The sequence below is a fragment of the Delftia sp. genome (assembly GCF_059499305.1).
In genome coordinates this window covers 93,876-114,447 of record NZ_JCABYI010000036.1, presented here as the reverse complement: position 1 = coordinate 114,447, position 20,572 = coordinate 93,876, and the positions used below count along the sequence as shown (strand labels likewise).

The window sequence follows — 20,572 nt, the reverse complement described above, 5'->3', positions numbered from 1 at the left end:
CTAGCGCCGCAGCAGTGCCCGCAGCTTGAGCCCGGCTGCCCACAGCGCGCCAAAGTACAGCAGGGCCGAGGCCGCCATCAGGCCGGCAAGCAGGCCCACGCGCTGCCATCCGTTGGCACGCAGCGCAATCCAGTCGAAATGCTGGCTTCCCCAGGTCAGCAGCACGGCCAGCAGACTGCTGGCCGCAATCACCTGCAAGGCCAGCCGCCCCCAGCCGGGCTTGGGACGGTAGACGCCCCGGCGCAGCAGCCCCCACAGCAGCCAGCCCGCATTGACCAGGGCCGCCAGGCCGATGGACAGCGCCAGACCCGTATGCGCCATGAAGGGCACCAGCACCAGGTTGAGCAGCTGGGTGATGATCAGCACCACGATGGCGATCTTGACGGGCGTGCGGATGTCCTGGCTTGCGTAGTAGCCGGGCGCCAGCACCTTGATGGCCACCAGGCCCACCAGGCCGGCGCCGTAGCCCACCAGCGCCAGCGCGATCTGGCCCACATCGCTGTCCTGCAGCGCGCCACGGTGGAACAGCGTGGCCACGAGCGGCTCGGCGAAAGTGAGCAGCCCCACCGCGCAGGGCACGGAAAACAGCACCACCAGGCGCAGCCCCCAGTCCAGCATGGCCGAGTAGCGCTCCGAGTCGTCGGCCGCCTTGGCCGCGGCCAGCTGGGGCGTAAGCACCACGCCCAGCGCCACGCCCAGCAGCGCCGTCGGAAACTCCATGAGCCGGTCAGCATAGAACAGCCAGGTCACGCTGCCCGGCTGCAGATAGGAGGCGATCTGGGTGTTGATCATCAGCGAGACCTGGGCCACGCCCACGCCCAGCAGCGCCGGCGCCATCAGCCTGAGGATGCGGCGCACGCCGGCCTCTTGCCAAGCCTGGCGCAAGGCGGCTGGAGAAAACCCGATGCGCGGCAGCAGGCCCAGGCCTGCCAGCGCCGGCAGCTGTACCGCCAGCTGCAGCACGCCGCCCAGCATCACACCACCGGCCATGGCATAGATGGGCTCTATGCCGCGCGCCTGCAGCCAGGGTGCACCCCAGAAGGCGGCGGCAATCATGGCCAGGTTCAGCAGCACGGGCGTGGCGGCCGAGACGGCAAAGCGCCGCCAGGTATTGAGCACGCCGGACGACAGCGCCACCAGCGACATGAAGCCGATGTAGGGGAACATCCAGCGCGTCATCAGCACGGCTGCGTCATAGCCTTCGGGCGACTGGCGCAGGCCGCTGGCCAGCAGCCAGACCAGCAGTGGCGCGCCGACCACGCCCAGCACGCAGGTCACGAGCAGCACCCAGAACAGCAGCGTGGCCACATGGGAGATCAGCCTGCGCGTGGCCTCCTCCCCCTCCTTGGCCTTGCTGGCGGCCAGCACCGGCACAAAGGCCTGGCTGAAGGCGCCTTCGGCGAACAGGCGCCGAAAGAGATTGGGAATCCTGAACGCGACATTGAACGCATCGGTCAGCGCATTGGCTCCGAACATGGAGGCCATGAGCAGATCGCGCACCAGCCCGGTGATACGGGAGGCCAGCGTCAGCAGGGAAACGGTGGAGGCGGCTTTGAACAGTGACACCGTGGGGAGTGTATGCGCTGGCACGGCCACCGCAGTTGCGTGCCAGGGCGGGCCGGACGGCTCTTGCACTCCGTTGCAACAGGCCCGATTGCGCGGCCTGGGGCCCACAGGCCCTGAAGGGACTGCATGCTATAATCCCGCGCTTCGCCGACAACATCCTCAGACACTAGGAATACATATCATGGCATCCAAGCCCGTAAAGAAGAACCCCCGCCTGGCATCCGGCCGCAAGCGCGCCCGCCAGGACGTCAAGCTCAACGCAGCCAACACTTCGCTGCGTTCCAAGTACCGCACCGCCGTCAAGAAGGTCGAGAAGGCCGTTCTGACTGGCGACAAGGCCAAGGCAACCGAACTGTTTGCCGCAGCCCAATCCGTTCTGGACACGATCGCCGACAAGGGCATCTTCCACAAGAACAAGGCCGCTCGCGACAAGAGCCGCCTGTCCGCCAAGGTCAAGGCCCTGGCAGCCCCCGCCGCCTAATCCACTTAGGCAACCGCACGGATGGCCCCGGCCATCTGCCGTTTGTAACGGGTGCGCTGTCAGCGAACGAGAAAACCGCCTTCGGGCGGTTTTTTTGTGCCTGGACAAAGGCGCCGCCATCGGCAATCGCACCGAAGGAAAAGCCCGGCTCCACCAGCAAAGCGCAGCCGAAAAAAAACGCACCCCAGGCGCGCTTCACATCGGGCGGGAACCGGCCCCGCAAAAAAAGAAGCCGGCCTCAGCGGGCCGGCTCGTCCGGTATCAGGCAGGCTTCGGCAACCTGCAGGTTGTTGTCCTTGGCGAAATTCAGGCAGAAATCCCAGGCCATGGGCTCGTAGTCGCGCAGGTCGCGATGCACGACCACGCACTTGACGCCGTTGAGCGTTGTGGGAACACACCAGGGCGAGTAGCTCAGGTGGCTGCCGCGCTGGGCACCACCGGGACGGAACTGGCTCATGACGCCCGCCAGCCGCTCGGCCCAGTCGCTGGGCCGGAAAGTCTTGCCTTCGTGGGTGATGCCCTGGATGAACAGTTCTTTGCTGGAGGGAGAGACCATCAGGATGCGCACCAAAATACGACTTGCGCAACAAGGAGCAAAACAGGCGGCTTGCCAAGGGGCCCAGCACCTTGCCACTTCCTGTTTGCGCAAGTCCTTCAAAAAAGTCAGAGCCCGCAGACAGGATCGCTGCCGGCAGGCCAAGCGGGCATTTTATCTCTTATATAAGAGCTGGACCGTTGTGCAGCGCACTAACCAAGTGTGGCGTAGGTTCATTGCATGGCTGTGATGCGCAAACCGCAACGGTAGGCCATTGCGCGGCCCCTAGAATCGGGCTTCGCTGTTTTTCAGGCATCTGCGGCGGCAACGCCCGGATGCCGTTTACTTTCCAGCTCAGGAGATTTTTGCAATGACCGCTTTCATCGAGGCTGCCTCGCCCCACGTGATGAACACCTATGGCCGCGTACCGATCGCTCTGGAGCGAGGCCAGGGCTGCCGCGTGTGGGACGTCAACGGCAAGCAGTACCTCGATGCGCTGGGCGGCATTGCCGTGAATACGCTGGGCCACAACCACCCCAAGCTGGTGCCTGCGCTGCAGGACCAGGTGGCCAAGCTCATCCACACCTCCAACTACTACCATGTGCCCGGCCAGGAAACGCTGGCCAAGCTGCTGACCGAGCGCGCGAAGATGACCAATGTCTTCTTCTGCAGCACGGGCCTGGAGGCCAACGAGGCCGCCATCAAGATCGCGCGCAAGTACGGCGTGGACAAGGGCATCGCCAAGCCGGTGATCGTGGTCTACGAGCATGCCTTCCACGGCCGCTCCATCGCCACCATGACGGCCACGGGCAACCCCAAGGTGCGCGACGGCTTCGGCCCGCTGCTCGACGGCTTCCTGCGCGTGCCGGTCAATGACTTCGAAGCGCTGCAACAGGCCACGGCCGACAACCCCGACGTGGTGGCCGTGATGATGGAGCCCATCCAGGGCGAAGGCGGCCTGCACCCCATGCGCATCGAGTACATGCAGCAGGTGCGCGCTCTGTGCGATGCCAATGGCTGGCTGATGATGTTCGACGAAGTCCAGGCAGGCATGGGCCGCACGGGCAAGTGGTTCGCCCACCAGTGGGCCGGCATCATCCCCGACGTGATGACCCTGGCCAAGGGCCTGGGCTCGGGCGTGCCCATCGGCGCCGTCGTCGCCCACGGCAAGGCGGCCACCGTGCTGCAGCCGGGCAACCACGGCTCCACCTTCGGCGGCAATCCGCTGGCCATGCGTGCGGGCATCGAAACCATCCGCATCATGGAAGAAGACGGCCTGCTGGCCCATGCCACCAAGGTGGGAGACCGCCTGAAGTCCACGCTGCAAAAGGAGCTGGCCGACGTCAAGGGCGTGGTCGATGTTCGCGGCCAGGGCCTGATCATCGGCATCGAGCTGAACAAGCCCTGCGGCGCCCTGCTGGGCCGTGGCGCCGAAGCCGGCCTGCTGTTCAGCGTGACCGCCGACACCGTGGTGCGCCTGGTGCCGCCGCTGATCATGACCGAGGCCGAGGCCGACGAAGTGGTCGCCAAGCTCAAGCCCCTGATCGTGCAATTCCTGTCCGAATGAGGACCTGCCTATGACTGCCATCAAGCACTATCTGCAGTTTTCCGACTTCACGGCCGACGAGTACGCCTATGTGCTCGAGCGCGCGGCCCTGATCAAGAAGAAGTTCAAGAACTACGAAAAGCACCACACGCTCAGCGACCGCACGCTGGCCATGATCTTCGAGAAGGCCAGCACGCGCACCCGCGTGAGCTTCGAGGCCGGCATGTACCAGCTCGGCGGCTCGGTGGTCCACCTGACCACGGGCGACAGCCAGCTGGGCCGCGCCGAGCCCATCGAGGACAGCGCGCGCGTCATCAGCCGCATGACCGACCTGGTGATGATCCGCACCTACGGCCAGGACAAGATCGTGCGCTTTGCCGAGTACTCGCGCGTGCCCGTCATCAACGGCCTGACCAACGAGTTCCACCCCTGCCAGATCCTGGCCGACATCTTCACCTTCATCGAGCACCGCGGCTCGATCCAGGGCAAGACCGTCGCCTGGGTCGGCGACGGCAACAACATGGCCAACACCTGGCTGCAGGCGGCCGACCTGCTGGGCTTCACCGTCCACGTCAGCACGCCGGGCGGCTACGAAGTGGACGAGAAGCTGGCCTTTGGCGGCAAGGCGCCGCGCGAGGGCTGCTACAAGGTCTTCAAGGACCCGCTGGATGCCTGCAAGGGCGCCGACCTGGTGACCACCGACGTGTGGACCAGCATGGGCTACGAGGCCGAGAACGAGGCCCGCAAGAAGGCCTTCGCCGACTGGTGCGTGGATGCCGAGATGATGGCCGCCGCGCGTGCCGACGCCCTGTTCATGCACTGCCTGCCCGCCCACCGTGGCGAGGAAGTGCAGGCCGAGGTCATCGACGGGCCGCAGTCCGTGGTCTGGGATGAGGCAGAGAACCGGATGCACGTGCAAAAGGCACTGATGGAGTACCTGCTGCTGGGCCGCCAGCCGGGCTGATCACGCCCACTCCTTTGGCCCAGGCGCATTCCCCCACACCCATGCACCTGAGCCACGAACACTCCAGACACCGCCTGCAGGCCAAGCGCCCCCAGGCGGTGTTTCCGTTGGGCGGCTGCGCATTGCGCCATCCGCACATTGCACGCCATACGCGCGTGCCCTCGTTCTTCGGGCCGCGCCGGCATTTCGCGGCCCGGGTGCGTGCGCTGTTCGTGCGCATCCACACCTTCTATCTGAAGTTCCTCCAGGGCCATACCTAGGGCCGCACCTCCTCTTCCCAGCCTTATGCGCCGCCCCGGGCACCGGGCGCGGCAAGCCTGTGCGTGCCCTGCTGTCTCCCGAAGAAGAACTTCCATGTCCGAAGCCCTGCATCCCTGCCTGAACTGCGGCGTCTGCTGCGAACACTTCCGTGTCGAATTTTCCGTCTACGAACTGCGCTCCATGGGCGGCACCGTTCCCGATGAACTGGCCCATGAGGTCCACGGCAACCGCTGGCGCATGAACGGCACCGAGCGCCGCCCCGTGCGCTGCACGGCCCTCACGGGCCGCTGCGGCGAACAGGTGGCATGCAGCATCTACGAGCAGCGCTCATCGACCTGCCGGGAATTCGAGATGGGCACGGACCGCTGCAACGCTGCGCGCCTGGCGCATGGCCTGCCTGCGCTGGATGACGGCGCCCGCATCTGGCTGGCCGCTGCCTGAGCGTGCAGCCGGCCGGCGGCCCGGCGACCGGCCTGGCGACCGATCTGGCGCTATGGCTGGCGCCTGTCCGGTGCGCAGCTGTCTCCGCCGCAGGCGCTGCAGCCGCCGCAGCCGCCCCCGTCCTTGGGCGCCAGCGACGGATGCAGCTGACCGGCCTTCAGCCGCCAACGCGCCGGCAGGTAGCGCCAGACCAGGGACACGGCCGCCACCACCACGATCACGCCCACGATGATGTTTTGCCACATGCTCAATGCCCTCCTCAGCCCGCGCCCAGCGCGAGGGCCACGCGGTAGGTGATGAAGCTGGCCAGGTAGGCCAGCGCGAACAGGTAGCCCGTCATCAGCAGCGGATAGCGCCAGCCATTGGTCTCGCGCCGCACGGCCGCCAGCGTGGAAATGCACTGGGGCGCGAACACGAACCAGGCCAGCAGCGACAGCGCCGTGGCCAGGGACCAGGTATGGGCGATCAGCGGCCCCAGCTGCTCGGCCATGGCCTCGTCGCTGGCAGCGGACAGCGCATAGACCGTGCCCATGGCACTGACGGCCACTTCGCGCGCGGCCATGCCGGGCACCAGGGCGATGGCGATCTGCCAGTTGAAGCCGATCGGCGCCAGCACCACCTCCAGCCAGCCGCCGATGCGGCCTGCAAAGCTGTAGCGGATGGCCGCTTCGGTGACGCCATCGGGCGGCGCCGGGTAGCTGGCCAGGAACCACAGCACGATGCTCACGGTCAGGATGATGCCGCCGACGCGGCGCAGGAAGATCATGGCGCGCTCGTACAGGCCCAGGGCCAGGCTGCGCGGGCTGGGCCAGCGGTAGGAGGGCAGCTCCATCAGCAGCGGCGTGGGGCCGGCGCTGCGGCCCACCAGCTTGGCCACGCCGGCCACGGCCATGGCGCTGGCGATGCCGGCCACGTACAGCGCAAACAGCACCAGGCCCTGCAAATTGAAGATGCCGCCCACCGTGCGCTCGGGAATGAAGGCGCTGATCAGCAGCGCATAGACCGGCAGGCGCGCCGAGCAGGTCATCAGCGGCGCGATCATGATGGTCACCAGGCGGTCGCGCCAGCTGGTGATGGAGCGCGTGGCCATGATGCCGGGCACGGCGCAGGCGAAGCTGGACAGCAGCGGAATGAAGGAGCGGCCCGACAGGCCGACCTTGCCCATGATGCGGTCCAGCAAAAAGGCGGCACGCGGCAGGTAGCCCGAATCCTCGAGTGCAAGGATGAACAGGAACAGGATCAGGATCTGCGGCAGGAAGACCAGCACGGCGCCCGTGCCGGCGATCACGCCATCGGCCAGCAGGCTGCGCAGCGCGCCTTCGGGCATGTGCTCGTTGACCAGGGCCGAGACGGCCGAAACGCCGCCCTCGATGCCATCCATCAGCGGCTGTGCCCAGCTGAACACGGCCTGGAACATCAGGAACAGCGTGGCTGCCAGCAGCAGCATGCCCCACAGCGGGTGCAGCACCACGGCGTCGATGCGGTCGTCGCGCCGGGTGTCCACCACGGGCTCCTTGACGCAGTCGGCCATGATGCGGGCCACCTGCTGGTGCAGGGCCAGGACCTGCTCGCGCGCATCGCCCGGGCGGGCCGGGGCCTGCAGCTGCGGCGCCGCCAGGGCGCGGGCTTCGGGGCCGTCCAGCCATTGCAGCAGTTCGCGCGCGCCGTCCTGGCGCACGCCCACCGTGGACAGCACGGGCATGCCCAGGGCGCGTGACAGCGCCTCGCGGTCGATATCGATGCCCTGGCGCCTGGCCATGTCGCTCATGTTGAGCACCAGCAGCATGGGCAGGCCCAGGCGCTGGGCCTCCAGCACCAGGCGCAGGTTCAAGCGCAGATGGGTGGCGTCGGTGACGCAGACCAGCAGTTCGGGCGGCGCCTCGCGCGCATGGCGACCCGAGACGATGTCGCGCGTGATGCGCTCATCCTCGCTGTGCGCATGCAGGCTGTAGGTGCCCGGCAGGTCCAGCACGCGCACGCGCCGGCCGCTGGCCGTGCTCAGCCAGCCTTCCTTGCGCTCCACGGTCACGCCCGCGTAGTTGGCCACCTTCTGGCGTGCGCCGGTCAGCAGGTTGAACAGCGCCGTCTTGCCGCAGTTGGGATTGCCCAGCAGGGCCAGGCGCAGTGCTGAATCACCGCTGCCGCCGCCACCCTGGGCAGGCTGCAGCGGCTGGATGAGTTTGGGAGAGGACGACGCGCTCATGCCACCGCCTCCGGCGCCACGCGCACCAGGGCCGCCTCATGGCGGCGCAAAGCGAACGTGGTCTGGCCCACGCGCACGGCCAGCGGGTCGTCGCCCGGAAAGCCCGCGGCCAGGATGCGCACGGGCTCGCCGGGCAGAAAGCCGATCTCCATGAGCCGCAGCAGCAGTTCCTGCTCGCTGGCATCGCGTGCGGCATGGAGCTCGACCACGCGCGCCGATACCTGGCGGGGCAGGGCATCAAGGGTGATGGCCGTGGTGGCAGCAACGGCAGCAGAGGAGGACATGGGAGGCGCGGACAGCGTGGACGGAGCCGCAGCGTCCGTCGCGAGGTTCATCGAATGCATGGCGTGTTGTATCAATTGATTTTTATTCTCATTTTGATTTTGATCGAACCCGGGCGGCGGGACCGCGCATGGTATCGGAGTGCGGGACAGGGTTTTGCGTTCCCGGCTTTGCCCCCTGGCGGGCCCAGGCGGGCGGCGCGCGGCACAATGGCGGCCGACGCCGACACGGCCTTTGCGCACTCCCCTCCCCACGCCATGACCCATCCCTGCCTGAGCTGCGGCGCCTGCTGCGCATCGTTTCGCGTGGACTTTTCCGTGCACGAGTCGCAGGCGCAGGGCGGCCGCGTGCCAGCCGGGCTGGCCGAGGAAGTCACCGACCACACCTGCCGCATGCGCGGAACCGACTGGGCGCGTCCCCGCTGCGCGGCCCTGGTCGGCAAGGTGGGCGAGAAGGCCCATTGCGGCATCTATGAATGGCGCCCCTCGCCCTGCCGCGAGTTCGCCGCCGGCAGCGATGCCTGCAACCGCGTGCGCGTGCGCCATGGCATGCAGGCGCTGGACAGCGGCCTGCTGTAGCAACCAGCCAGGCGCCACCAGCCGTCATTCCACCGGCAGCCCCGCCAACTGCCCCTTGAACTCCTGCAGCGAGAAATGCGTGTGCACCTGGCGCACGCCGGGCAGCCGGTGCAGGCGGGTGAGCAGCAGATCGGAATAGGCGTCGAGATCGCGCGCCACGACGACCAGCAGGAAGTCCTCCGGCCCCGAGATGCCGTGGAACATCACGACCTCTGGAATGGCGCAGACCGCTTCCTGGAAATGGCGCGAGGACTCCTCGTTCTGGTGGTCTATGCCCACCATCACGAAGGCCAGCACGCCAAAGCCTATGGCGCGCCGGCTCAGCGCGGCGTGGTAGCCGGTGATCACGCCCTCGTCCTCCAGCCGCTTGATGCGCCGCCATGACGGTGACTGCGACAAATGCACACGCTGCGCCAGCTCACCCGAGGTCAGCCGCGCGTTGTCCTGCAGGGCGCGGATCAGCAGCCGGTCCGTTCTGTCGATGTCGATTGGCATAAACCACCTATGAATTCATGTTTCACAGAATAACTTATCCAAGATCAAGTCGATTTAGGGATAACTACTAAACGCCCCGCGAAGGCCGTCCATAGCATCCGCCTCCGAAGCCCCCCACAGCAACGGAGACAACAACCCATGCCAGCCTTCGAAGACATCGTCCAGCGCGAAGCCGGACTCAAACAGCAGCTGTCCGCCGGACAGATGACCATGATCGCCATCGGCGGTGCCGTCGGCACCGGCCTGTTCCTGGGCAGCGGCTTTGCCATCGGCTTTGCCGGGCCCAGCGTGCTGATCAGCTATGCCATCGGCGCAGTGATCTCGCTGCTGCTCATGGGCTGCCTGGCCGAGATGACGGTGGCCCACCCGACCTCGGGCTCGTTCGGCGCCTATGCCGAGCACTACATCAGCCCGATGGCCGGCTTCATGGTCCGCTATGCCTACTGGGCCTGCGTGGTGCTGGCCGTGGGCACCGAGGTGACGGCCGTGGGCCTGTACATGGGCTACTGGTTCCCCGAGGTGCCGCGCTGGGCCTGGGTGGTGATCTTCTCGGGCGCGCTCATCGGAGTGAACATGATGAGCGTCAAGGCCTTCGGCGCCGTGGAGTACAGCTTCTCCATGATCAAGATCATCGCCATCGCAGCCTTCATCGTGGTGGGCGCCTGGGTGGTGTTCGGCGCCCGTCCGGACGGCGTGGGCTTTGCCAACTACGTCAACAACGGCGGCTTCTTCCCCAACGGCCTGTGGGGGACCTGGGTGGGCGTGATCATCGCCATCTTCAGCTACCTGAGCATCGAGATGATCGCGGTGGCCGCCGGCGAGGCCAAGGACCCGCAGCGCGCCGTCACCAGCGCCTTCCGCTCCACCATGGTGCGCCTGGTGGTGTTCTACCTGGCCACGATCGCGCTGATGCTGGCCATCGTGCCGTGGTCGGCCGCCGGCAAGGAGGGCAGCCCCTTCGTCAAGGTGATGGAGATCATCGGCCTGCCCGGCGCGGCCAGCGTGGTCAATTTCGTGGTGCTGGTGGCCGCCCTGTCGGCCATGAACAGCCAGCTGTACATCACCACCCGCATGATGTTCAGCCTCTCGCGCGCCGGCCATGCGCCCGCCGTGCTGGGCCGCGTGAACTCGCGCGGCGTGCCGCTGCCGGCGCTGCTGCTGTCGTGCCTGGGCATTGCCGTGGCCACCCTGTTCAACATCATCAATCCCGAGCAGTCCTTCATGCTGATGATGGCCGTGGCCATGTTCGGCGCCATGTTCACGTGGTTCATGATTTTCGTGACCCACCTGTTCTTCCGCATTCACTGGGTGCGCCAGGGCAACCGGCCGCTGGCCTTTCGCATGTGGGGCTTTCCGGTGCTGACGCTGCTGGGCGCGGCGCTGATGCTGGCCGCCCTGGTGTCCACGCTGTTCACCGACGTGTTCCGCCTGACCGTGCTCACGGGCCTGCCCTTTTTGCTGCTGCTGGCCGCCGTCTACGCCATCTGGTATCGCCGGCCGGCCGGCCAGCCCTCCCCTCAGACCCCAACCCCAACCCAGACCCCAACATCCACCCAAGCCCAGGTTCCCGCCCGGTGACATCCGGCCTCCCGTTTCTCTCTCTGCCTTAGACACATGACGACTCTTGCCCCCCTCGATACCGCCCGCGCCTCGATGTTCAGCCACGTCCCGCCCTACCCCGGTGATCCCATCCTGTCGCTGATGGAAGCCTTTCAGCAGGACCCGCGCACCGACAAGGTCAGCCTGAGCATCGGCCTGTATTTCGACGAGGCCGGCCGCCTGCCCGTGCTGGACTGCGTGCGCCAGGCTGGCGATGCCCTGGCCCGCGAGCAAAGCCCCAGCGGCTACCTGCCCATCGAAGGCATTGCTCCCTACCGCCAGCTGGTGCAGGACCTGGTGTTCGGCGCCGGTCATGAGGCCGTGCGCAGTCAGCGCATCGCCACCGTGCAGACCCTGGGCGGCTCGGGCGCGCTCAAGCTGGGCGCGGACTTCATCCAGCACTATTTCCCCGGCGCCGAGGTCTGGCTCAGCGATCCCACCTGGGACAACCACCTGGCCATCTTCCAGGGCGCGGGACTGCGCACCCACAGCTATCCCTACTACGACGCGGCCACGGGCAGCCTGCGCTTCGACGCCATGCTGCAGACGCTGCGCGAACTGCCCTCGGGCAGCGTGGTGCTGCTGCATGCCAGCTGCCACAACCCCACGGGCGTGGACCTGTCGCGCGAGCAGTGGCAGCAACTGATCCCGGTGATCGTGGAGCGCGGCCTGATCCCCTTCGTGGACATGGCCTACCAGGGCTTTGGCGATGGGCTCGATGAAGACGCCTGGTCCGTGCGCGCCCTGGCCGACGCGGGCGCCCAGGCCTTCGTGGCCAATTCGTTTTCCAAGAACTTCTCGCTGTATGGCGAACGCGTGGGTGGCCTCAGCGTGGTCTGCAACGACGCGTCCACGGCCGGCAATGTGCTGGGCCAGCTCAAGGCCACGGTGCGCAGCAACTATTCCTCGCCACCCACCCGTGGCGCACGCCTGGTGCAGCAGGTGCTGGCATCGCCCGAGCTGAGCGCCCAATGGGCGCAGGAGCTGGCGCAGATGCGCGGGCGCATCAAGGACATGCGCGCCCAGCTGCACGGCGCGCTGCATGAACGCTTTGGCGAGCGGCGCGACTTCGGCTTCCTGCTGACCCAGCGCGGCATGTTCAGCTACACAGGCATCACCGAGCCCCAGGTCCACCGCCTGCGCGACGAGCATGGCGTGTACCTGATCCGCTCGGGCCGCATGTGCATGTCGGGCCTGTCCGGCGCCAACGTGCAGTACGTGGCCGACGCCATTGCCACGGTGCTGGAGTCGCCGCAATGAGCGGCTGCCCCGTCCATGGCGGCCTGACCGAGCGCATCGTCGCCGAGGAAAGGGCGCAGCTGGATTTCAGCCAGTCCATGAGCTATGGCGACTACCTGCAGCTGGACGCCATCCTGGGCGCACAGCAACTGCTGTCGCCCACGCATGACGAGTTGCTGTTCATCATCCAGCACCAGACCAGCGAGCTGTGGATGAAGCTCATGCTGCACGAGCTGGGCGCCGCCACGGCCGCCGTGGCGGCCGACCGCCATGCAGATGCCTTCAAGATGCTGGCCCGCGTGAGCCGCATCATGGAGCAGCTGGTAGGCGCCTGGTCCGTGCTGGCCACCATGACGCCTACCGAGTACACGGCCATGCGCCCGTATCTCGCCAGCTCCAGCGGCTTCCAGAGCTACCAGTACCGCTGCATCGAGTTCGCGCTGGGCAACAAGAACGCCGCGATGCTCCAGCCCCATGCCCACCGCCCGGACCTGCTGGCGCGGGTGGAGGCCGCATGGCGAGCGCCTTCCCTGTACGACGAGGCCCTGCGCCTGCTGGCACGCCAGGGGTTGGCCATTCCTGCCGGGCACCTGGAACGCGACTGGACCCAGCCCTACACGGCCAGCCCCGAGGTCGAGGCCGCCTGGGCGCAGGTCTACCGCGACCCGCAGTCGCACTGGGACCTGTACCAGCTCGGCGAAAAGCTCGCCGACATCGAGGACGCATTCCGCCTGTGGCGCTTTCGCCATGTGACCACGGTGGAGCGCGTCATCGGCTTCAAGCGCGGCACGGGCGGCACGGGCGGCGTCAGCTACCTGCGCAAGATGCTGGACGTGGTGCTGTTCCCCGAAATCTGGTCCGTGAGAACGAAACTGTGACCCCTGAGCGGCTTTGCCGCTTCCCCCGCTCTCGCTGCGCGGGCGCGGGACCACACCATCGCTGCGGGGCGGCGCGGCCGGCCTAGGCCCTTGCTCGGCGTCCGCCGATGGGCCGCGCCAAGTTTCCGGCGCAAGAACACCATGCCTTCGCATGTAGTCAAAACACAAGGAAATCCATGAAGCAAATCATCGACGTGGGACTGCCGCCGCTCAAGCAGCCCTTCTCCTGGGCCGTCAAGGCCAGCGGCCAGATGCTGTTCACGGCCCACGGCCCCGTGCGGCCCGACGGCAGCATCGACACCGGCCCCATCGAACAGCAGGCGCGCCTGACCTTCACCAACCTGCGCAACGCGCTGCAGGCCGCAGGCGGCACGCTGGCGCATGTGACCCAGGTGCTGATCTACATGACCGACGTGGCCGACATGCCGGCCATCGACGCCGTGTACCGCGAGTTCTTCGAGGCGCCCTATCCCAACCGCTCCAGCATGGGGATTTCGGCGCTGGTGGTGCCGGGCATGAAGCTGGAGATCGTGGCCTACGCCATGCTCCCCTAGAGGCTGTGACGGACATGCCGGCGCCCCGCAATTGCGTTCAATACAGGGCCGGCGTGCGGGACGAGACTGCGTGCCTTGTGCAGTCCTGCGTCCGCGCGAAATCTCATGTCCTCCTCGCTGCTCGCCATGGGCGTCTTCACCCTCGTGGGCGCCATCACGCCCGGCCCCGTCAATGTGCTGGCCCTGCGCCACGGCGCAGCCCGCTCGCGCCTGGTCTCTGCCGCCTATGTGCTGGGCGCCAGCGCCAGCTATGCGGCCGTGGTCTGGGTCATGGGCCAGGGAGCACAGTGGCTGCTGCAGACGCTGCCGCAGCTGTCCACGGCCGCACAGTGGCTGTGCGCCGCCTATCTGCTGTGGCTGGCCTGGCGGCTGGCCAATGCGCCTGTGGGCCAGGCCGGGAGGCAGCAAAACGGCGGATCGCAGCGCACGCTGCAGGCCCTGCTGCAAGCACTGTTGCAGGGCACGGCCGTGCAGACGCTCAACCCCAAGGCCTGGCTGGTGGCGCTGGCCGGCGTGGGCCTGTTCGTGCTGCCCCACGCGAATGCGCCGTGGGCGCTGCTGCAGTTTTGCGCCATCTCGCTGCTGGCCTGCCTGGTGGGGGTCGGCAGCTGGGCGCTGCTAGGGCAGCTGCTTTCGGGCTGGCTGCGCACCGAACGCCGCCAGCGCCTGTTCCACCGCCTGCTGGCCCTGCTGCTGGTCGCCAGCGTGGCGGCCATGCTGGCATGATGGCTGGCCGCCATGACTTCAGCCTCTCCCCACCGATTCCACCGCCATCCGGCCGCTCCCTGGGCCGAGCTGCGCGACAGCGCGCGCTCGCCGCATTGCTTTCGGCTGCACATGCATGCCGAGTACTCGATCGGCATCGTGGACGCGGGCCGCACCGTGTTCCACCATGCCCACGGCCCGCAGCCCGTGGAGGCGGGCGGCGTGGTGCTGATCGAGCCCGGCGCCTGGCATGCCTGCAATCCCGACCCCGGCGCGCCATGGTCCTACCGCATGCTGTTTGTCGATGCCGACTGGCTGCACGCGCGGCTGGGCGTGGCCGCGCTGCGCTTTCCCCGGCGCACGCTCACGGATGCGGACATCGCCCGCCTGGTGGATGGCCTGTGCCGCCCCGTCGATGGCGCGGCCGCCGCCGACCGCCTGGCCCTGGGCCTGGAGCACCTGCTGGACCGCTGTGCCCAGCCCGCAGCCTTGCCCCTGCCCGGCGATGCGGCGGCCCTGGCCCCCGCGCTGCAGCGCCTGCATGCAGGACCCGATGCAGGCCTGACCGTGCAGTCCCTGGCCCAGGAATGCGGCATGAGCGCCACGCGCTTCATCCGCCGCTTCAAGGCGGCCACGGGCATGACGCCCGGCAGCTACCGCCTGAACCTGCGCATCAACGGCGCGCGCCGCCTGCTGGCCACGGGGGCGGCGCTGTCCGATGCGGCCTATGCCATGGGCTTTGCCGACCAGGCCCACCTGCAGCGCGCCTTCAAGGCCCACCATGCGCTGACGCCGGGCTGCTACGCACGCGGAGCCTGAGCCGGACCCTCCCATGGTTTTGCAGCGGCCAGCCCGGAGCCGGCGGTGAAAGCGCAGATACTTACGCCTTCCGCTTTCAGCCCCCAACCGCCGCGCACCATGGCCGCCTTCCAAGACATTCAGCAACGAGAAACCGGCCTGCGCCAGCAGCTGTCCGCCGCCCAGATGGTGATGATCGCCATCGGAGGCGCCATCGGCACCGGCCTTTTCATGGGCAGCGCCTTCGCCATCGGATTCGCCGGCCCCAGCGTGCTGGTCAGCTACGCCATCGGCGCGCTGATCTCGCTGCTGCTCATGGGCTGCCTGGCCGAGATGACGGTGGCCCATCCGACCTCGGGCTCGTTCGGCGCCTATGCCGAGCACTACATCAGCCCGATGGCCGGCTTCATGGTCCGCTATGCCTACTGGGCCGCCGTGGTGCTGGCCGTGGGCATGGAGGTGACGGCCATAGGCATCTACATGGGCTACTGGTTCCCCGACGTGCCGCGCTGGATCTGGGTGGTGGTGTTCTCGGGCGCGCTGGTGGCCGTCAACGCCAGCAGCGTCAAGGCCTTCGGCCAGGTGGAGTACGGCTTTTCCATGGTCAAGATCATCGCCATCGTGGCCTTCATCCTGATCGGCGCCTGGGTGGTGTTCGGCTCGCAGCCCCAGGGCATCGGCTTTTTCAACTACACGGCCGATGGCGGCTTCTTCCCCAAGGGCCTGTGGGGCACCTGGGTGGCCGTGATCATCGCCATCTTCAGCTACCTGAGCCTGGAGGCCGTGGCCGTGGCGGCTGGCGAGGCCGAGGACCCCAAGCGCGCCATCACCCGGGCCTTTCGCACCACCATGGCGCGCCTGGTGATCTTCTACCTGCTGACGCTGGCGCTGATGCTGGCCATCGTGCCCTGGCAGCAGGCCGGCACGGACAAGAGCCCCTTCGTGAAGGTTATGGAGATCATCGGCATCCCGGGCGCTGCCAGCATCATCAACTTCGTGGTGCTGGTGGCCGCGCTGTCGGCCATGAACAGCCAGCTGTATGTGACCTCGCGCATGATGTTCAGCCTGTCGCGCGGCGGCTATGCGCCCTCGGTGTTCGGGCGGCTGAACAGCCGCGGCGTGCCCGTGGCGGCGATTGCCATCTCCTGCCTGGGCATTGCCGTGGCCGTGGCCGTGAACCTGTGGAAGCCCGAAGGCTCGCTGCTGTGGATGATGTCCGTGTCCATGTTCGGCGCCATGTTCACCTGGTTCATGATCTTCGTGACCCATCTGTTTTTCCGCGCGCGCTGGTCGCGCGAGCATCCGGGCCAGCGCCTGCAGTTCCGCATGTGGGGCTATCCGCTGTTCACGCTGGCCGGCGCCGCGCTGATGCTGGGCGTGATCGTCACCACCTATTTCACCGAGGTCTTCCACATGACGCTGCTCACGGGCCTGCCCTTCCTGGGCCTGCTGGCCCTGGTGTATGCGCTGTGGTACCGGCCGCGCGCACAGGCCGCCCGAACCGCCCCGAAGGAGTGAAACCATGACCCGCAGACTCTGGGACATCTCCCCGGCCGTGCAGGCCGCCAGCCCCGTCTTTCCCGGCGACACGGCCTACAGCCAGCAATGGTGCGCCACCATCGGGCCGGGCTGCCCGGTCAATGTCAGCGCCATCACGCTGTCGCCCCATGTGGGAGCGCATGCCGATGCACCGCTGCACTATGACGCCGACGGGGCATCCATCGGCAACGTGGATCTCGACGCCTTCCTCGGCCCCTGCCGCGTGATCCACGCCATCGGCAAGGGACCGCTGGTCGAATGGGAGCACATCGCCCACGCCGTGGAGCATCTTCCGGCACGCGTGCTGGTGCGCACCTACGAGCGCGCCCCCACCACCTGGGACCAGGAACTGGCAGCCTATGCACCGGCCACGGTCGAGCGTCTGGCCGACCTGGGCGTGAAGCTCATCGGCATTGACACGGCCAGCATCGACCCGGCCAGCAGCAAGAGCCTGGACAGCCACCAGGTGATCCGCCGGCGCGGCCTGCGCGTACTGGAGAACCTGGTGCTGGACGAGGTGGCCGAGGGCGACTACGAGCTCATCGCCCTGCCGCTCAAGCTGGTCGAGGCCGATGCCTCGCCCGTGCGCGCCGTGCTGCGTGCCCTGGCCTGATTCCCGGGCCGCACCTTTCGCCTTTCGCCTTTTCCATACCCAAGGAGACCCCGTGACGAGCCTGCAAGACTGCCTCACCCTCGATGCGCAAGACCCGCTGCGCGCCCTGCGCGACCAATTCACGCTGCCCGAAGGCGTGATCTACCTTGACGGCAATTCGCTGGGCGCCAGCCCCCGCGCCGCCGCCGCGCGCGTGGCCGAGGTGGTGCAGCAGGAATGGGCCCAGGGCCTGATCCGCTCGTGGAACGATGCCGGATGGATCAGCCTGCCCCAGCGCCTGGGCGACCAGTTCGCCCCCTGGCTGGGCGTGGGCGCGGGCGAGCTGGTGTTCACCGACACGGCCTCCATCAACCTCTACAAGGTGCTGACGGCTGCGGCCCGCATCGCGCGCGAGGACGCGCCGCAGCGCAAGCGCCTGATCAGCGAGCGCAGCAACTTCCCCACCGACCTCTACATCGCCCAGTCGGTCTGCCAGGAATACGGCCTGGAGCTGGTGCTGCTCGAACCCGAGGAGATTGCCGATGCGCTGACCGACGAGGTCGCCATCTGCATGCTCACCCATGTGAACTACCGCACGGGCGCCATGCACGACATGGCTGCCGTGACGGCTGCCGCGCAGGGCAAGGGCATTCTCTGCGTCTGGGACCTGTGCCACAGCGCGGGCGCCGTGCCTGTCGATCTCAAGGGAGCGAATGCAGACTTCGCCATCGGCTGCAGCTACAAGTACCTCAACGGCGGCCCGGGCGCGCCGGCCTTTGTCTGGGCCAACCCGCGCCTGATCAACCGCTTCTGGCAGCCGCTGTCGGGCTGGTTCGGCCATGCCGAGCCTTTCAAGTTCGTGCCGGACTACCACCCGGCCCAGGGCATACAGCGCTACCTGTGCGGCACCCAGCCCATGGTCAGCCTGAGCGTGCTGCAGTGCGGCCTGGACGTGTTCACTGCCGTGGAGCCGCTGGGCGGCATGGACGCGCTGCGCAACAAGTCGCTGGCGCTGACCGACCTGTTCATCGCCCTGGTCGAGGAACGCTGCCAGGGCCACGGCCTGGGCCTGGCCACGCCGCGCGAGCACGGCCGGCGCGGCTCCCAGGTCTGCCTCACGCGCGAGGAGGGGCTGGGCGTGGACGGCAAGGACAGCGGCGCCTATGCCATCGTGCAGGCGCTGATCGCGCGCGGCGTGATCGGCGACTTCCGCAAGGGCGACGGCACGGGCCTGCACAAGGACATCCTGCGCTTCGGCTTCACGCCGCTGTACGTGGGATTCGAAGATGTCTGGCATGCCGTGGAGCACCTGCGCCAGGTGCTGGAATCGGGCGAATGGCGCAAGCCGGAGTTCAACCGCGTCAATGCGGTGACCTGAAGCCTGGAGCCAGCCCTTCAGAACGCCGTGGACGACAGCGAGGCCCAGAGATGGGCCGCGACCAGGGCGCGCCAGGGCGCGAAGTCCCGCAGCCACAACTCGGTCTGCGCGGCGTCCACGGATTCCGTCTCCAGCAGCCGCGCCAGGGCGCGGCGCACGGCCACATCGCCGTGCAACGGGCCGTCCAGGTGGCCATAGCCGCGCAGCAGCATGTAGTTCACGGTCCACGGGCCTATCCCCTTGAGAGCCAGCAGCCGCCCGCGGATCTCGGCCACCGGCAGTTCAGGCAAGGCCGCCCAGTCGTCCAGCGGCAATTCACCCGACTGCACGGCCTGCGCCAGCAGGCGCAGCGTGTGCGTCTTGCTCCGCGAAAAGCCGGCTGCGCGCAGGTCGTCCTCGCTCAGCTGCGCCACCTGCGCGGCCTCCGGCATGCACCACAGCTGCTGCGGCGCGTCGGCATGGCCATCGTGCAGCGCCACCGGCTGGCCGGCTGCGGCGATCAGGCGGCGGCGCAGCGACACGGCTGCCGCCACGCTGATCTGCTGCCCGGTGACGGCCCAGCTCAGCGCCTCCCAGGGCGTGCAGGCCGCGGGCACATGCAGGCCAGGCTGGCGCGCCAGCAGCGGTCCCAGCCGCTCATGGCGGCCAAAGCGGCGCTCGAACTCCCCCACATCCTGGGACAGTCCGAACATGCGCCGCAGCATGGCGGCCAGCACATCGTCCATGCCGGTGATTGCGCCCGCATCGGCGGGCAGGTGCCATCGGGCCTGGACCACGGCCGCCTCTTCGCACTGCTGCGTCAGCTCCAGGGTGAGCAGCGTGGGAAGGCCTTTCCACATCAGGCCCTTGTGCATGCGGATGGTGCCGCCATCCTGCAGATCGCATTCGGACAGGCGCTGGGCATCGCGCCGGTGAAAGCCCCAGAACTCGGTCATGCGGTAGCCGGCCGGCAGCGTCAGTTGCTGCTGCGCCTGATAGGTCTGGCCGGTGCCACGCCCTCGCCCCTGCCCCTGCCCGCTCATGCGCTTCCTGCCTGGCGCAGCGATGCGTGCCCAGCGTCCTTGCCAGCCGCCTCCTGCGCCTGGCGCGCCTCGCGCAGCAGCAGGGCGCGCTTGCGCTCCACGCCCCAGCGGTAGCCGGAGATGCTGCCGTCGTTGCGCACCACGCGGTGGCAGGGCACGGCCACGGCAATGGGGTTGGCCGCGACGGCGCTGGCCACGGCCCGGGCACCCGTGGGCATGCCCAGGCGCAGGGCCAGTTCCGAATAGCTCAGCGTCTGCCCGGCGGGAATGGCGCACAGCGCCTGCCATACGCGCTGCTGGAAGGCCGTGCCCTGCACATCCAGCGGCAGTGCCAGGCCCCGGCGCGGCTGCTCGACCAGGGCCACGACCTGGGCCACGGTGTGCTCGAATCCGGCATCGCCGCCCACCAGTTCGGCCAGCGGAAAGCGCTGCTGCAGGTCCTGCACCAGGGCCTCGGCATCGTCGCCCAGCAGCACGCAGCACACGCCGCGATCGGTGCTGGCCACCAGGATGCTGCCCAGCGTGCATTCGGCCACCGCAAAGCGGATGGTCTGGCGCATGCCGCCGCGCCGGTAGTCACCGGGCGCCATGCCCAGCATGGCGCCTGCATCGCGGTAGAAACTGCTGCTGGCCGCATAGCCGCTGAGGTAGGCGGCATCGGTGACCGAGTCGCTCTTGCCTGGCTGCAGCGCCTGGCGCAGCGCACGCGCGCGGTGCGCCTTGGCATAGGCCTTGGGCGTGAGGCCCGTGGCCTGCTTGAACAATCGGTGCAGCTGCCAGGGGCTCAGCCCGGAGCGTTCTGCCAGCGCGCCCAGGGCGGGGGGCGGCTCCTCGGTCTCCAGCCAGCGGCAGCATCGGGCCACCAGGGCAGCGGGGTTGGCAGGGGCATCGCTGGCTTGATTCATGGCTTGGTGGG

General features: G+C 68.0%; 23 protein-coding genes. 15 read left to right on the top strand and 8 right to left on the bottom strand.

The window, feature by feature from the left end:
* Window positions 1–1,566, bottom strand: a complete 1,566-nt coding sequence (gene murJ / locus AC5I49_RS25160) for a murein biosynthesis integral membrane protein MurJ (protein ID WP_016452589.1) — start codon at window positions 1,564–1,566, stop codon at window positions 1–3.
* A 181-nt stretch (window positions 1,567–1,747) separates the two neighbouring features.
* Here murJ and rpsT point away from each other — a divergent pair, with 181 nt between their 5' ends.
* Entirely contained in the window at window positions 1,748–2,047 is a 300-nt protein-coding gene (gene rpsT / locus AC5I49_RS25155) for a 30S ribosomal protein S20 (RefSeq protein ID WP_016448982.1), read from the top strand.
* 238 nt (window positions 2,048–2,285) lie between these two features.
* On the opposite strand, the gene AC5I49_RS25150 is transcribed toward rpsT, so the two are convergent.
* Window positions 2,286–2,603, bottom strand: a complete 318-nt coding sequence (locus AC5I49_RS25150; RefSeq protein ID WP_012204103.1) for a DUF3579 domain-containing protein — start codon at window positions 2,601–2,603, stop codon at window positions 2,286–2,288.
* 349 nt (window positions 2,604–2,952) lie between these two features.
* Between AC5I49_RS25150 and AC5I49_RS25145 the strand changes: the two genes are divergently transcribed.
* From AC5I49_RS25145 to AC5I49_RS25130, 4 genes are all read left to right on the top strand, one after another.
* Entirely contained in the window at window positions 2,953–4,149 is a 1,197-nt protein-coding gene (locus AC5I49_RS25145; RefSeq protein ID WP_495790065.1) for an aspartate aminotransferase family protein, read from the top strand.
* Between the two features lie 10 nt (window positions 4,150–4,159).
* A complete protein-coding gene (gene argF, locus AC5I49_RS25140) occupies window positions 4,160–5,092 on the top strand; it encodes an ornithine carbamoyltransferase (RefSeq protein WP_016448984.1) in 933 nt (310 codons plus the stop codon).
* Window positions 5,093–5,133: 41 nt separating this feature from the next.
* A complete protein-coding gene (locus AC5I49_RS25135) occupies window positions 5,134–5,352 on the top strand; it encodes a hypothetical protein (RefSeq protein ID WP_016448985.1) in 219 nt (72 codons plus the stop codon).
* Between the two features lie 94 nt (window positions 5,353–5,446).
* The gene (locus AC5I49_RS25130; RefSeq protein ID WP_016448986.1) at window positions 5,447–5,794 is read left to right on the top strand and encodes a YkgJ family cysteine cluster protein; all 348 of its coding nucleotides are present in this window, start codon (window positions 5,447–5,449) and stop codon (window positions 5,792–5,794) included.
* Window positions 5,795–5,844: 50 nt separating this feature from the next.
* Here AC5I49_RS25130 and AC5I49_RS25125 read toward each other — a convergent pair whose 3' ends face one another.
* Genes AC5I49_RS25125 through AC5I49_RS25115 form a run of 3 tightly spaced genes read right to left on the bottom strand, consistent with a single transcriptional unit; the run spans window position 5,845 to window position 8,341 of the window.
* On the bottom strand, window positions 5,845–6,039 hold the full coding sequence (locus AC5I49_RS25125; protein ID WP_016448987.1) for a hypothetical protein: 195 nt from the start codon (window positions 6,037–6,039) through the stop codon (window positions 5,845–5,847).
* A 14-nt stretch (window positions 6,040–6,053) separates the two neighbouring features.
* On the bottom strand, window positions 6,054–7,997 hold the full coding sequence (gene feoB / locus AC5I49_RS25120) for a ferrous iron transporter B (RefSeq protein ID WP_016448988.1): 1,944 nt from the start codon (window positions 7,995–7,997) through the stop codon (window positions 6,054–6,056).
* Complete coding sequence (locus tag AC5I49_RS25115) at window positions 7,994–8,341, bottom strand: FeoA family protein (protein ID WP_495790064.1); 348 nt, start codon at window positions 8,339–8,341, stop codon at window positions 7,994–7,996. Before AC5I49_RS25115 ends, feoB begins: the two co-directional genes overlap by 4 nt.
* 195 nt (window positions 8,342–8,536) lie before the next feature.
* Here AC5I49_RS25115 and AC5I49_RS25110 point away from each other — a divergent pair, with 195 nt between their 5' ends.
* Entirely contained in the window at window positions 8,537–8,857 is a 321-nt protein-coding gene (locus AC5I49_RS25110) for a YkgJ family cysteine cluster protein (RefSeq protein WP_026062772.1), read from the top strand.
* 24 nt (window positions 8,858–8,881) lie between these two features.
* On the opposite strand, the gene AC5I49_RS25105 is transcribed toward AC5I49_RS25110, so the two are convergent.
* Window positions 8,882–9,352 (bottom strand): Lrp/AsnC family transcriptional regulator, encoded by a 471-nt coding sequence (locus tag AC5I49_RS25105; protein ID WP_277849568.1) that lies wholly within the window; start codon window positions 9,350–9,352, stop codon window positions 8,882–8,884.
* Window positions 9,353–9,490: 138 nt separating this feature from the next.
* Between AC5I49_RS25105 and AC5I49_RS25100 the strand changes: the two genes are divergently transcribed.
* From AC5I49_RS25100 to kynU, 9 genes are all read left to right on the top strand, one after another.
* Window positions 9,491–10,930 (top strand): amino acid permease, encoded by a 1,440-nt coding sequence (locus AC5I49_RS25100; protein WP_212646165.1) that lies wholly within the window; start codon window positions 9,491–9,493, stop codon window positions 10,928–10,930.
* A gap of 75 nt (window positions 10,931–11,005) precedes the next feature.
* Entirely contained in the window at window positions 11,006–12,211 is a 1,206-nt protein-coding gene (locus tag AC5I49_RS25095; protein ID WP_250438815.1) for an amino acid aminotransferase, read from the top strand.
* Window positions 12,208–13,068, top strand: coding sequence for a tryptophan 2,3-dioxygenase (gene kynA, locus AC5I49_RS25090; RefSeq protein ID WP_046238767.1), 861 nt, complete (start codon window positions 12,208–12,210; stop codon window positions 13,066–13,068). The genes AC5I49_RS25095 and kynA overlap by 4 nt, the downstream gene beginning before the upstream one ends.
* 176 nt (window positions 13,069–13,244) lie before the next feature.
* A complete protein-coding gene (locus tag AC5I49_RS25085; RefSeq protein ID WP_013803668.1) occupies window positions 13,245–13,622 on the top strand; it encodes a RidA family protein in 378 nt (125 codons plus the stop codon).
* A 105-nt stretch (window positions 13,623–13,727) separates the two neighbouring features.
* The gene (locus AC5I49_RS25080; RefSeq protein ID WP_192366967.1) at window positions 13,728–14,348 is read left to right on the top strand and encodes a LysE family translocator; all 621 of its coding nucleotides are present in this window, start codon (window positions 13,728–13,730) and stop codon (window positions 14,346–14,348) included.
* Window positions 14,349–14,360: 12 nt separating this feature from the next.
* Complete coding sequence (locus tag AC5I49_RS25075; protein ID WP_016448995.1) at window positions 14,361–15,146, top strand: helix-turn-helix domain-containing protein; 786 nt, start codon at window positions 14,361–14,363, stop codon at window positions 15,144–15,146.
* Window positions 15,147–15,245: 99 nt separating this feature from the next.
* Window positions 15,246–16,643, top strand: a complete 1,398-nt coding sequence (locus AC5I49_RS25070; protein WP_016448996.1) for an amino acid permease — start codon at window positions 15,246–15,248, stop codon at window positions 16,641–16,643.
* A 4-nt stretch (window positions 16,644–16,647) separates the two neighbouring features.
* Complete coding sequence (kynB, locus tag AC5I49_RS25065) at window positions 16,648–17,277, top strand: arylformamidase (RefSeq protein ID WP_043824042.1); 630 nt, start codon at window positions 16,648–16,650, stop codon at window positions 17,275–17,277.
* 52 nt (window positions 17,278–17,329) lie between these two features.
* Entirely contained in the window at window positions 17,330–18,634 is a 1,305-nt protein-coding gene (gene kynU / locus AC5I49_RS25060; RefSeq protein ID WP_034365330.1) for a kynureninase, read from the top strand.
* A 17-nt stretch (window positions 18,635–18,651) separates the two neighbouring features.
* Here the strand turns inward: kynU and AC5I49_RS25055 are convergent, their stop codons facing one another.
* Both AC5I49_RS25055 and ada read right to left on the bottom strand, forming a co-directional pair.
* A complete protein-coding gene (locus AC5I49_RS25055) occupies window positions 18,652–19,656 on the bottom strand; it encodes a DNA-3-methyladenine glycosylase family protein (protein WP_495790063.1) in 1,005 nt (334 codons plus the stop codon).
* Window positions 19,653–20,561, bottom strand: coding sequence for a bifunctional DNA-binding transcriptional regulator/O6-methylguanine-DNA methyltransferase Ada (gene ada / locus AC5I49_RS25050; RefSeq protein ID WP_495790090.1), 909 nt, complete (start codon window positions 20,559–20,561; stop codon window positions 19,653–19,655). The genes AC5I49_RS25055 and ada overlap by 4 nt, the downstream gene beginning before the upstream one ends.
* Window positions 20,562–20,572: the final 11 nt, after the last annotated feature.

Coding starts and splice junctions, on each gene's coding strand:
- AC5I49_RS25130 (WP_016448986.1), top strand. CDS start 5,447: ATGTCCGAAGCCCTGCATCCCTGCCTGAACTGCGGCGTCTGCTGCGAA.
- AC5I49_RS25100 (WP_212646165.1), top strand. CDS start 9,491: ATGCCAGCCTTCGAAGACATCGTCCAGCGCGAAGCCGGACTCAAACAG.
- AC5I49_RS25145 (WP_495790065.1), top strand. CDS start 2,953: ATGACCGCTTTCATCGAGGCTGCCTCGCCCCACGTGATGAACACCTAT.
- AC5I49_RS25055 (WP_495790063.1), bottom strand. CDS start 19,656: ATGAGCGGGCAGGGGCAGGGGCGAGGGCGTGGCACCGGCCAGACCTAT.
- AC5I49_RS25110 (WP_026062772.1), top strand. CDS start 8,537: ATGACCCATCCCTGCCTGAGCTGCGGCGCCTGCTGCGCATCGTTTCGC.
- AC5I49_RS25095 (WP_250438815.1), top strand. CDS start 11,006: ATGTTCAGCCACGTCCCGCCCTACCCCGGTGATCCCATCCTGTCGCTG.
- AC5I49_RS25115 (WP_495790064.1), bottom strand. CDS start 8,341: ATGCATTCGATGAACCTCGCGACGGACGCTGCGGCTCCGTCCACGCTG.
- ada (WP_495790090.1), bottom strand. CDS start 20,561: ATGAATCAAGCCAGCGATGCCCCTGCCAACCCCGCTGCCCTGGTGGCC.
- AC5I49_RS25070 (WP_016448996.1), top strand. CDS start 15,246: ATGGCCGCCTTCCAAGACATTCAGCAACGAGAAACCGGCCTGCGCCAG.
- kynB (WP_043824042.1), top strand. CDS start 16,648: ATGACCCGCAGACTCTGGGACATCTCCCCGGCCGTGCAGGCCGCCAGC.
- argF (WP_016448984.1), top strand. CDS start 4,160: ATGACTGCCATCAAGCACTATCTGCAGTTTTCCGACTTCACGGCCGAC.
- AC5I49_RS25135 (WP_016448985.1), top strand. CDS start 5,134: ATGCACCTGAGCCACGAACACTCCAGACACCGCCTGCAGGCCAAGCGC.
- AC5I49_RS25150 (WP_012204103.1), bottom strand. CDS start 2,603: ATGGTCTCTCCCTCCAGCAAAGAACTGTTCATCCAGGGCATCACCCAC.
- feoB (WP_016448988.1), bottom strand. CDS start 7,997: ATGAGCGCGTCGTCCTCTCCCAAACTCATCCAGCCGCTGCAGCCTGCC.
- AC5I49_RS25080 (WP_192366967.1), top strand. CDS start 13,728: ATGTCCTCCTCGCTGCTCGCCATGGGCGTCTTCACCCTCGTGGGCGCC.
- AC5I49_RS25125 (WP_016448987.1), bottom strand. CDS start 6,039: ATGTGGCAAAACATCATCGTGGGCGTGATCGTGGTGGTGGCGGCCGTG.
- AC5I49_RS25075 (WP_016448995.1), top strand. CDS start 14,361: ATGACTTCAGCCTCTCCCCACCGATTCCACCGCCATCCGGCCGCTCCC.
- rpsT (WP_016448982.1), top strand. CDS start 1,748: ATGGCATCCAAGCCCGTAAAGAAGAACCCCCGCCTGGCATCCGGCCGC.
- AC5I49_RS25085 (WP_013803668.1), top strand. CDS start 13,245: ATGAAGCAAATCATCGACGTGGGACTGCCGCCGCTCAAGCAGCCCTTC.
- AC5I49_RS25105 (WP_277849568.1), bottom strand. CDS start 9,352: ATGCCAATCGACATCGACAGAACGGACCGGCTGCTGATCCGCGCCCTG.
- kynA (WP_046238767.1), top strand. CDS start 12,208: ATGAGCGGCTGCCCCGTCCATGGCGGCCTGACCGAGCGCATCGTCGCC.